Source organism: Chloroflexota bacterium (assembly GCA_018825785.1).
GTDB lineage: Bacteria > Chloroflexota > Dehalococcoidia > JACVQG01 > JAHKAY01 > JAHKAY01.
Window position 1 is genome coordinate 1 of record JAHKAY010000041.1, and the last position, 11,278, is coordinate 11,278.

The window sequence follows — 11,278 nt, forward strand, 5'->3', positions numbered from 1 at the left end:
CGGGGACCATCACCACCCTCGCCGGGACCGGGACCGCGGGCTTTGGGGGCGATGGCGGTCCGGCGGCGGCAGCGCAACTTAACAATCCTGTTGGCGTCGCCCTAGACTCGGGGAACCTCTATATAGCCGACAGAAGCAACCACCGGGTCCGCAGGGTGGACCTGGCGACCGGGATTATCACCACCTTCGCCGGAACCGGCGTGCAGGGCTCCGGGGGCGATGGCAGCCCGGCCACGGCAGCCCAGTTCAGCAATCCTATGGGCGTCGCTCTTGGCTCGGGAAGCCTCTACATCGCCGAGTACTCCGGCAACCGTGTCCGCAGGGTTGACCTGGCAACGGGGACCATCACGAGGCTTGCTGGGGGTGGTGCCATCCCCCTGGGCGATGATGGTCCGGCAACGGCAGCACAGCTCAACGCCCCTTCAGTCCCCGCTCTTGACTCGGGCAACCTCTACATCAGCGACTACGGCAACAACCGTGTCCGCAGGGTGGACCTGGCGACGGGGGCCATCACCACCTTCGCCGGGACTGGGGTGCAGGGCTATGGGGGCGATGGCGGTCCGGCAACGGCAGCGCAGCTTACCACCCCCAGAGGCCTGGCCCTTGACTCGGGCTATCTCTACATCGGCGACAGGGGCAACAACCGTGTTCGCAGGGTGGACCTGGCGACGGGGATTATCACTACCGTTGCTGGGACCGGGGTGGCGGGCTTCGGGGGCGATGGCGGCCAGGCTTCGGCGGCTCAGCTCAACACTCCTTATGGTGTGGGCGTTGACCCGGGCAACCAGTACCTCTACATCGCCGACACCGGCAACAACCGCGTCCGGAGGGTCAACCTTGGATGAGGGTGATCCCTGATAGGGCGCAAAGCATCGGGCGGAGCGGGAGACCTCCCGCTCCGCCCCCTTCCGGCACCGAGAGCTCCGTCCGCGGCGCAGGCTTTCCTTGATTGTCTTGGGGGAGTCCTACCCCAGTATGTGGATCTGGGCTAACATTTCGGGCCCCTAACCTTCGCTGCCAGCTCCTTGAGGCGGGCCATCAGGTCGAGCTGCCAAAGGTTCGACATCTGTCGGAAGAGGGGACCTTTATCCGTCTGCTTGGGGCATGCCGGCCACATTTGCCCGAAAAAGGATCGCCCGCAAACAGATAGCACCTTCATATAGCCCGCTGGCTCCAGACCGGAGCCGGGACCGAACCTTTTTCTTTTGCTCCGTCTATCCAGAGCCGTGGGCTTCCCAAGGATGCCAGCCGGAATTGCCGCCGCCGATGGGACAAAACTCGCTTCTGTTAAGTGGGCTTGTCTCGGGGGAAAGCCCTGGAAGACGCTATTACTCGCTCTGTCCCCCCTTGATTCCGGGGCGGGCTATAGTCCGTGGCCTGGGTGGGGCGTAGGCACCGATGACACCGGTGAAGCCTAGGAGAAGACGCCCACCTTTTGCTGGAGGGTCTGAAGGGTGGATGGGATTTGGTCTACCATGCCCTGTATTGCCTCGGCGGCGCTTACCACCCTTTCGATGAGCCCGGCGACCTGCCCGCAACAGACCTCGGCGCCGTCGCAGTCCCCCAGGACCTGGGAATAGTATTGGGAGTGCTCGTTGAGGAAGTCGCTAAGTTCTTTCTTGGGAGCCCCGGCTGCCTTTATCTCCAGGTATTTCTGGGTGAACTGGTTGCGCAGGTCTCTAGCCAGCATTATGTCCTTGGGCACGCTAACGGTGCAGGCATCGCTGGCCCTTACTATGGCCTCCTTCACCTGGGGATGGGAGTCCGATTCAAGGGTAGCCATGAAGCGGGTTCCCATATAGACCCCATCGGCGCCCAGCACCAGGGCCGCCACTAGACCCCGGGCATCGCCTATCCCCCCTCCCGCCACCACCGGTATCCGCACCGTATCGGCAACCATGGGCACGAGGACAAAGGTAGTGAGCTCGGTGAAGCCCTTGTGGCCACCGGCTTCATACCCCTCGCAGATCACCTCGTCCACCCCCACCCCCTCGGCCTTCTGGGCGTGCCTCGCAGTCGAGATGGCGTGTAGCACCTTTATCCCTGCCCCCTTGAGCACATTGGTATAGACCTCGGGGCTGCCCACCGAGGCTATGGCTACCGGGGCCCCCTCCTCTATGACCACCTCCACGCACCTCTGGGAGTACTTCCGCTGCTCCCCCCATGCCGATGGCAACATTTACTGCGAAGGGGTTCTTGGTGAGGCTTCTCATCTTCCTTATCTGTTGGCGCAGCCTTTCGCCGGTTAGCTCCACATCGGATGTGATGGTCTTGGCCCCGGCGTTTGGCCCCAGAGTGCCCAGTCCCCCTGCGTTGGAGACTGCGGCTGCCAGGTCGGCCCCGCTCACATAGTTCACGGGCGCCTGAATTGTGGGATAGCGAATGCCCAGAAGCTCACAGAGCCGGTTACCTTTCATCTTCCTCCTTTCTCAGCATCCTCACCATCATAACAAAGAGGGAGGCGCCTTGCAGGTGGCAAATGGACTGAGGTGGGCTGCCCAAGGAAGGTAGCGAGACTGCTTTGGTCCTTAACTGCTCATAAGAGGGCTCAAAAGGCATGGGGTTCTGGTACTCCCGCTATTCCACCGGCGGACCGCCTATAATGCCTGTTAAAGGTGGTAGAGGTTTAGAGCGGTTCGCCCCGCCAGTCTCCTTTTCAGAATCTCGGTAGGGCAGGTTCTTCCCGGCAAGCGCCCGGCACCTTCCCTGAGTGGCCCGGAGCATCTCACCGAAGGCTATGCCCTAGACTGCCCGGGCCCCATCAGCCTCAGATGCCTTGTGGTGGGATGCCTCTCAGGTGTGAATTTCGTCCAGCACCTCTCCAGAGGCGCTGAGCAGCTGTATGGATAGAGGCATCTGGCCCAGGGCATGGGTTGCGCACGAGAGGCAAGGGTCGTAGCAGCGGATGGCTGCCTCCACCCTATTGAGCATACCCTCGGAGAGCGTGTCGACCTTGACATACTCCCTGGCTGCCAGATAGATGGCCCGGTTTATGGCAAGGTTGTTATGTTGTGTGGCCACAATGATGTTGACCTTGCGGATGGCACCGCTGGGGTCCACCCAGTAATGGTGGATGAGGGTGCCCCGGGGCGCTTCAATTACCCCGATTCCTTCCTCGTTATACTTCGAGGAAGAGACCCTGAGCTCCGTTGAGCAGATTTCGTCCTTCTGGAGGAGCTCCTTTAGCATTTCGACTGCATGAAGCCCTTCTATGAGCCGGGCGTAGTGATAGTATAGTGAGCCCTCCACCATAGACCCATTCCCCAGCTTCTTGAATTCCCGGAACTCCTTGCTGGCCAGAGGCGTGGTTATGCCATCGGCTACATTGAGCCGGGCCAGGGGGCCCACCCGGTAGATTCCAGCAGGATAGCCCATCCTCTTGTAGTAGGGGAACTTCATGTAGGACCAGTCTTCAACCCTCTCCTCGATGATGGAGGAATAGCGGTCAGTGAGCACCTGCTCCTCCAAGAGGAGGCCCCCGGCATCGCGCAACCTCAGCTTGCCATCATAGAATTCCAGGTTTCCCCTGGGGTCCACCAGGCCAAGGCAGGCCGAGGGAAAACTGGCGAACTTGCCCACCAGCTCCTTCTGCTTGGCCTGGAAATCCTTGATTATGTCAAGGCCCAGCTGATAGATGGCTATGGCCTCGCCTGTCTTTCCCAGGATGTCACTCCTGGCCTGAGAGGGGAGAGCTGTATTCACCCCTCCCGGGATGGCGTGATTGGGGTGGACCTTCTTGCCGCCCAGGGTCTCGATGATGGACTGGCCAAAGCTGCGGAGCCATATGGCCTTTTTGGCCAGCTCCGGGTTGGCTCCAATGAGGCCGATGACGTTCCTGGTGGCCGGGGTGGCATCCATGCCGAAGACCAGGTCGGGGCTGGCCAGAAGGAAAAAATGGAGGGCATGGGACTGCACGTATTGGGCCATGTGCATCAGCTGCCTTAGCATCCTGGCGGTGGGGGGAATCTCTACCCCCAGGATTGCATCTCCAGCCTTGGCCGCGGCCAGGTGGTGGCTGACAGGACAGATGCCACAGATTCGCTCGGTGATAAGGGGCATCTCCCAGAAGACACGGCCCTCGCAGAACTTCTCAAAGCCCCGGAGCTGGACAACATGGAGGTATGCCCGGTTCACGTTGCCCGCGTCGTCCAGGTGAAGGGTGACCTTGCCATGGCCCTCGATGCGGGTTACGGGGCTTATCTCTATCGTCTTGCCTGCCACTTCATCGTCTCCTTGTCAGTCAAAATCAGTCAAAACGCATCATTTCGCCGGGCAACACAGGAATCCGCCCCTGGAGAAGCTCGGTAAGGGCATACTTGATGGCCCTGGCATTTGGCGGGCATCCTGGGACAAAACAGTCCACCTTGACCACGGCGCCGACCGGGAGGGCCTGCTCCAGAAGGGGAGGGATTTCCGGCGAGGATGGTATCTTCCCGTCCTTAGTGCTCTCCGATTCAATGTAGGCCCGCCGCAGGACCTCTTCTTTGGAGAAGCGGTTGCGCATGGAGGGGATGCCCCCGAAACAGGCGCAATCGCCCAGCACAATCAGTATCTTGCACTTCTTGCGGAGTTCCCTGACTTCTTCCTCGTGGGCCACGTTGCCTATGGCCCCCTCTACGAGCCCCACATCCACCTCGGGGAAATCTTTGATATCCGTAATCGGGCTCCTGGTGAATTCTACGGCACTGGCTATGCCAACCAGGTCCTCATCCATATCCAGGAGGGACATGTGGCACCCGGCACAGCCATCAAGCCAGGCGGTGGCAAGTTTCACCTTTCCCATACATTGCCTCCGTTCTTACCAAATGGGCTCAGAGTCTGTGAGCCAGTTCCTGAATTATCTCCTTGTCGTCCTTAAGTCCGGGGAGCGGTTCCAGCACTGCCTGGGAGCGACCGACCCTGCCATCCAGGGAGACATATGTGCCTGCTCGCTCCGCCCAGATAGGTGAGGGCAGGACCAGGTCAGCGGCCTCGGTCAGCGGCGAGGCGTAGCTTGCCTGGACTACCAGGAATTCGGCTTGCTCAGCCTGGGCCAGCCAGTCTCCGTCTCTGACCTCGTCATCGCTCAGCAGCACATAGACCAGTCTGGGACTGACTTTGGCCAGCCCCTTCTGGCTGGCCGCCCCGGACTCCCAGGCACCCCGGCTGTTGGCTCCGGGCTTGAGGGAGGTCACCTTCAGGCCGCCAGGATTTATCAGGTTGGCCAGCTCCAGAAGGCTAGCCACAAGCTTGGGGTCTTCCTTGTTGAGAATGCCCTCGCCGTAGACGACTACCGCCTTCTGGGCACTTCTCAGCATCTCGGCGGCCTGTTCCAGCAGGGCTTCATCCACGCCAGCGTCCCGCGCTGCCCCGGCTATAGAGGCGCCTCTCCGAGGCTTCCCGGTGCGCTTCCCCTTCCCGGCTACCAGACCGGTCAGGGCATTGATAACGGTTTCCATGCCATCTTCAGCAGGCCGTAGCCAGAGGTCGGCCCTAACGCCCAGGTCATTCTGTCGAGGCTCAATAACCAGAAGCCGTGCCCTGTTCCGGGTCCTGGCCCGGAGTATGTAGCAGCCAGCCACAGGATGGCTTTCCAGCAGGTTGGCCCCTACCACCAGCACGCAATCAGCCTCCAGGATGGCTTCCAGAGGGCTTTCTATCTCCAGCCCCTGGCCGTCCTTCCCAAAGGCAGTTGCGCCCTGGAGCAGGGTTCTATAAGTATTGCCATCCAGGGTATCCACAAAGCTGGTCCCTACAGTATCACGCATGAACTTGGCGAAGGCCTCCACGGTCTCATTGGGGCACCGGCTGGAGACCAGACCGGCTATACTGCCAGCCCCGTAACGGCCCAGGTAGGCTTTGAGCTCCGTCGCCACCAGGTTCAAGGCCTCTTCCCAGGATGCCGGCCTCACCACACCCCTCTTCCTGGCAATAAGCGGCGTGACTATCCTGGGGTTCTCCCTGTAAACCTGCCGGAAGCGCCCCTTGACGCAGAGTTGACCCTTTAACCCGGTCAGGTCCGCCCCATCGATGCGGACTATGTTATTGTCCTTGACCAGGACATTGATGTCACAGCCTACACTGCATAGAGAGCAGATGCTTCGGACAAACTCGCCCTCGGTGGCCCTGCCCCTGTAGGCGCTGACCTTGCTGAAGAGGGCTCCCGTGGGACAGGCCTGGATGCACGCCCCGCAGGTGATGCAGGAAGACTCTCCCAGGGGCTGGTCGAGGTCGGCTGTTACCGCAGTGCGCCACCCCCGCCTGGCGAAATCAAGGGTATGATTGCCCACTACCTCACTGCAGATGCGGACACAGCGCCCGCAGAGGATACAGCGGTTATGGTCGAGGACCAGGAAATCGCTCAGGGTGTCGGTAGGAAGAGCAGGGAAGGTGTAGGGGTAGCGCGCGTGGTCCATCTGATAGCGGTAGGCAAGGCCTTGCAACTCACACTCACCACTGGCGGCACAGAAGAAACAAAAGTGATTGCGTTCCGTGAACAGGAGTTCCAGAATCTGGCGGCGGTACTTCTCCAGTTTCTCGGTATGGGTTCTGACCACCAGACCATCCCGGGCCGGATAGGTACAGGCAGGTATTGGCCTCCTCTCCTTTTCAATCTCCACCACGCACATCCGGCAGGCACCCACATCGGTCAGCCCCTCAAGATGGCAGAGGGTGGGCAGGTAGATGTCATTGGCCCGGCAGACATCGAGAACGGTGTCCCCTTCTTTCCCTTTGACCTGCTTCTCGTTGATAGATAGGGTTATCTCTTTCATGGCTTACTCTCCAACCTCAAGGTCGCATCTCAGGCACCTGCCGGCCTCTTCCCTGGCCTCCGCTGCGCTGTAAGTCAAGGCTGTCTCCTTAAAGGACCTTCTTCTCTCAGTCATTGGAATCTGGGCGATTTTCACCCTGGGTCTCTCCCGCATCTCCTCTTCGGTAGGAGGCAGCGAGGAAATGGCAAGCGGCTCATGGCCATTCCGCTCTACCATAGGCGATAACTCCTTCCCCTGGAGGTATCTCTTGATAGAAAAGGCGGCCCTTTGCCCCGCAGCTATAGCTTCGGTTACCGTTTGCGGTCCGGTGGCTGCATCCCCGGCCACAAAGACCCCCCTGTGGTCAGTGGCCAGCGTCCGGCGGTCGGCGATGATGGTCCCACCTCTGCCTATTTTGATGCCGTTTCCCCTGGCGAAAGAGGTATCAGGCCTTTGCCCGATAGCCTCAACAACCATGTCCGTGTCTGTGGAATGTTCGGAGCCCTCAATGGGATGGGGCGTTTTCCGGCCACTCGGGTCAAACTCCCTCAGCTCCATCCGGACGCATTCCAGCCCCGAGACCTTGCCATCCCGGCCCAGTATCGTGGTGGGAGCGGTGAGGAAGTGAAAATGCACCCCCTCCTCTTCAGCCGCCTCTATTTCCTCCTCAATGGCGGGCATGTCTTTCTTCTCTCGTCTATAGAATATATGTACCTCTTCAGCCCCTTTTCTTAAAGCCACCCTGGCCGCATCAACAGCGGAGTTGCCTCCGCCAACAACTGCCACCCTCTTACCCACCTTTACTTCTCTTCCCAGATTGACCTCTCTGAGAAAATCGATAGCATCATAGACCCCTTGCAGGTCTTCGCCTGGAATCCCCATCTTATCCCCCTTGTGGGCACCTGTGGCTATCAGGACCGCTCCATATCCGTCTTTGAGCAGGGATTCGAGGTCATCAACCCGGGTGTTCAGCCTTATGTTCACCCCGAGCTTCCGGACCACATCAATTTCCATCTTCAGGATGTCCTTGGGGAGACGGTACTCGGGGATGGCAACAGCCAGCATCCCTCCAGCTACCGGCAGGGCTTCAAATACCGTTACCTGGTAGCCGTCAAGGGCCAGGTCATAGGCGGCGCTGAGCCCCGCCGGGCCGGCTCCTATTATGGCAACACGGTCTTCTCTCTTCTCTCCTCTGGGTGGCAGATATTCAATACCCAGCCCATGGGCGTAGTCGGCTGCAAATCTTCTAAGGTCCCTGATAGCAATAGGCTCCTCAATCTGACCGCGCCGGCATTTAGCCTCACAGGGGTGATGACATACCCGGCCGCAGATGGAGGGAAAGGGAAGGCGCTGAGTTATCAAACGAAAAGCTTCTACAAACTTGCCATCCTTGATCAAGCTGACATATCCGGGGACGTCAAGCTGCACGGGACAGGTATGCTGACAGGGAGCCCTGAACAGGGCCTGGCAGACTGCGGCGGGGCATCTTTTATCGATGATATGGGCTTCATACTCTTCCCGGAAATGGCGCAATGTAGACAGAAGCGGGTTGGGCGCTGTTTGCCCCAGGCCGCACAGGGAGGCCGAGGCAACCATCTCTCCCAACTCCGTGAGGAGGTCGAGGTCTGCCATCGTTCCCTTGCCCTGGCTAATCCTGGTCAGCACTTGACGCATTTCGGGGATGCCGGCCCGGCAGGGAACGCACTTACCGCAGGACTCGTCCTGGGTGAAGCTGAGGAAGAATTTGGCCACATCCACCATGCAGCTGTCCTCGTCCATTACGATAAGCCCGCCGGAGCCCATGATAGCCCCCAGAGCCGTAACCGCCTCATAGTCAACCGGGACATTCACATTTTGAGCCGGGATGACACCGCCGGATGGCCCCCCTATCTGCACCGCCTTGAGTCTCTTTCCTTGTGGTGTGCCGCCACCGATGTCAAAGACAATCTTCCCCAGGCTGGTCCCCAGGGGGACCTCAACCAGGCCGGGGTTATTTACTTTCCCCACCAGACAGAAGGTCTTTGTCCCCTTGCTCTTTTCGGTGCCAACGCTGGCGAACCAATCGGCCCCGTTCAAAATAATAGAGGGGATATTGGACCAGGTCTCCACATTGTTGATAGTGGTGGGCCTGCCGAAAAGTCCCTTGTTTGCCGGGAAGGGGGGCCTCTGGCGCGGATTCCCGCGCTTTCCTTCAATCGATATCAAGAGTGCTGTCTCCTCACCGCAGACAAAAGCCCCCGCCCCCGGAAAGATATCAAGGTAGAACTCAAAACTGGTGCCCAGGATATTCTTCCCTAGAAGGCCATATTCTCGGGCCTGGGCAATGGCGTGGCTCAGGGTTTCTATGGCCAGGGGGTATTCAGCGCGCACATAGGCATAGCCCTGGCGCACATTTCCTATGGCGCAGGCCCCGATGGCCATCCCCTCAATCACCGAATGAGGGTTGCCTTCGAGGACAGCCCGGTTCATGTAGGCCCCCGGGTCCCCTTCGTCCCCGTTGCAGACCACATATTTTTCCTCACCCGGCGCGCTGCGGACGAAGCCCCATTTCGTAGCTGTAGGGAAGCCGGCCCCTCCCCTTCCCCGCAACCCCGACTTTTTGACCTCCTCTATGACCTCTTCCGGCTTCATCGCCGTCAGAACCTTGGCCAGGGCCTGATAGCCATCCCTGGCAATATATTCATCAATATTCATCGGGTCCAGGTCCTGATTATGCATCACCCGTATCTCTTGAAGCTTGAGCAGGGGAGCATCCAGGGCCAGTGTCCATCCTTCAACCGGCTTCCCCCCTACCAGGTGCTCTTCTACAATTCGGGGGACTCTATCCTCAGCGAGGTCAACATAGAGAGTCCGTCCATTTCTTGAGTCAATAACCGTGACCACGGGCTCTCGGCTGCATAGCCCGATACAGGCCGCCTTCAACACAGAGACATGGGACAGCTTGCGGGCCTCCACCTCCTGCAGGAAAGCGGCCAGAACCTTGTTCGCACCTGAGGAGATGCCGCAGGTTCCCAGATGGACCTTGACCTGGACCTTCTTTTCCTGCTCCTTCAGTTTCCTTCTTGCCTGCTCCCTCAGACCCAGCAGCTTTTCCACAGACAAAAGTGGCTTCACTCGCCCCTCCTACCGGTAAGAATTGAGGATGTCTTTTACCCGGCTGGGCTTGACCTTGCGATGAACATCCTCTCCAATAGCCATTACCGGAGACAGCCCGCAGCAGCCCAGACAGCGGACCATTTCCAGAGAGAACCTGCCGTCGGGGGTCATCCCTTCAGGCTCCAGGCCGAAGTCCTTCTTCAAGGCGGACAGAAGTCTCTCTCCGCCCTTGACATAGCAGCTTGTGCCCATGCAGACCTGAACAACATGCTTGCCCTTGGGCACCATGGTGAAGAAGTGATAGAAGCTGACTATCCCATATACCTCGCTCAGGGGCACCTTCAAGTCCCTGGAGATGCTTTTCAGCACCGGCGGCGGCAGGTAGCCCATCAGTCCCTGGGCCTGTTGCAGCACCCTAATCAAGGCGCCGGGGCGTCCCCCGGTATCATCGATTACCTCCTGGACCTGTCTGAAGACCCTGCCAGCGTATCCAACGCCGGTCTTTTCCCCTGCCTGCGCCTCCATCGCCGTTCTCTCCATTCCTTGCCTCCTACTTGCAGGGCAGCATTCTCGCCTGCAACGCTTCCCGCCTGGCGCTTGTTCCAAATATCACTATCTTAACTTTATCGCCTCGCCTGAGCCCTGTCAACTCTCACCGATTCACTCCTGTGCAATGACCTTCTGGGGCTGGCATAAGGAACAGAGCCTTTGAGAGGCTCTGTTCCTTATGCTGACACCCTATCTACTGTCCTATGCCCGCATCTCCGCTTTCTCCAGGGCTGAATTGATGGCAGCGTCTATGCCGACACCCGTGAGCCTTATCTGGATGGGCTTGCCCGCACCGTATTTCTTGTACACGCGGCACACCTGGCAGATGGTTGTGTCTCTGCCGCTGGCGTGGCCGCCTTCCATGGTCAGCTTGCAGTAGGTCCCTTCGACCTCCCAGCAGGCGAGGGACCTGTTCCGGTAGGCCGGGCAGTCCTCGTAAATCTGTGGGGGGCAGTGGTTCATCTGCCAGCAGGGGGTCCTGGTCTCCCAGAAGTTGGACGGCGTTTCCTCTCCGGTTGTCCCGCGCAAGGCAACCAGAGGGTCTTCTACAACTTCCACCCTGGCCCGTATGTTTCTTACTCTAATTATCTTTCTCATCCGTATGCCTCCTTTCTCCAGATGAGGCCAGGGCCTTTCCCCTGGCCAACCTCTCAAGAGAAACCAATGAGCTGTTGATACCCTTGCCGAAGAGCTTTATCTCAATAGGTCGGCCCCGGCCATATGTTTTGTAGACACGGCACACTTTGCATATGGCGATGCCCGTGCCGCTTACCCCCTCAGACTCGGTCTGAAGCTTGCAATAGGTCCCTTCAATCTCCCAGCAGGGCAAAATGGGATGTTTTGACGCGGGGCACTCCTCCTTAATAGCAGGTGGGCAATGGCACATCCTCCAGCAGGGCTCC

The 11,278-nt window shown here is 59.3% G+C and carries 8 protein-coding genes and 1 pseudogene; 1 reads left to right on the forward strand and 8 read right to left on the reverse strand.

What is annotated here, in order from left to right; all coding sequences use genetic code 11:
- On the forward strand, positions 1-845 hold an 845-nt coding region (locus tag KJ624_06275; protein MBU2009421.1), incomplete at its 5' end, for a hypothetical protein.
- 569 nt (positions 846-1,414) lie between these two features.
- Here the strand turns inward: KJ624_06275 and KJ624_06280 are convergent.
- From KJ624_06280 to KJ624_06315, 8 genes and pseudogenes are all read right to left on the reverse strand, one after another.
- Positions 1,415-2,417, reverse strand: a pseudogene (locus KJ624_06280) (nitronate monooxygenase).
- A 376-nt stretch (positions 2,418-2,793) separates the two neighbouring features.
- Complete coding sequence (locus tag KJ624_06285; GenBank protein ID MBU2009422.1) at positions 2,794-4,221, reverse strand: Ni/Fe hydrogenase subunit alpha; 1,428 nt, start codon at positions 4,219-4,221, stop codon at positions 2,794-2,796.
- Positions 4,222-4,246: 25 nt separating this feature from the next.
- Complete coding sequence (locus KJ624_06290; GenBank protein MBU2009423.1) at positions 4,247-4,783, reverse strand: NADP oxidoreductase; 537 nt, start codon at positions 4,781-4,783, stop codon at positions 4,247-4,249.
- A gap of 28 nt (positions 4,784-4,811) precedes the next feature.
- Complete coding sequence (locus tag KJ624_06295) at positions 4,812-6,752, reverse strand: molybdopterin-dependent oxidoreductase (GenBank protein MBU2009424.1); 1,941 nt, start codon at positions 6,750-6,752, stop codon at positions 4,812-4,814.
- A gap of 3 nt (positions 6,753-6,755) precedes the next feature.
- Positions 6,756-9,827 (reverse strand): FAD-dependent oxidoreductase, encoded by a 3,072-nt coding sequence (locus KJ624_06300; protein ID MBU2009425.1) that lies wholly within the window; start codon positions 9,825-9,827, stop codon positions 6,756-6,758.
- 27 nt (positions 9,828-9,854) lie between these two features.
- Positions 9,855-10,352 (reverse strand): NAD(P)H-dependent oxidoreductase subunit E, encoded by a 498-nt coding sequence (locus tag KJ624_06305; GenBank protein ID MBU2009426.1) that lies wholly within the window; start codon positions 10,350-10,352, stop codon positions 9,855-9,857.
- A gap of 225 nt (positions 10,353-10,577) precedes the next feature.
- Positions 10,578-10,973 (reverse strand): hypothetical protein, encoded by a 396-nt coding sequence (locus KJ624_06310; GenBank protein MBU2009427.1) that lies wholly within the window; start codon positions 10,971-10,973, stop codon positions 10,578-10,580.
- Positions 10,957-11,278 (reverse strand): hypothetical protein (locus KJ624_06315; protein ID MBU2009428.1); only part of this gene is annotated, 322 nt, incomplete at its 5' end. The genes KJ624_06310 and KJ624_06315, both read right to left, overlap by 17 nt.

Bases quoted from the DNA above. Each gene is read 5' to 3' on its own strand.
- KJ624_06290 (MBU2009423.1), bottom strand. From the start codon at position 4,783: ATGGGAAAGGTGAAACTTGCCACCGCCTGGCTTGATGGCTGTGCCGGG.
- KJ624_06310 (MBU2009427.1), bottom strand. From the start codon at position 10,973: ATGAGAAAGATAATTAGAGTAAGAAACATACGGGCCAGGGTGGAAGTT.
- KJ624_06295 (MBU2009424.1), bottom strand. From the start codon at position 6,752: ATGAAAGAGATAACCCTATCTATCAACGAGAAGCAGGTCAAAGGGAAA.
- KJ624_06305 (MBU2009426.1), bottom strand. From the start codon at position 10,352: ATGGAGGCGCAGGCAGGGGAAAAGACCGGCGTTGGATACGCTGGCAGG.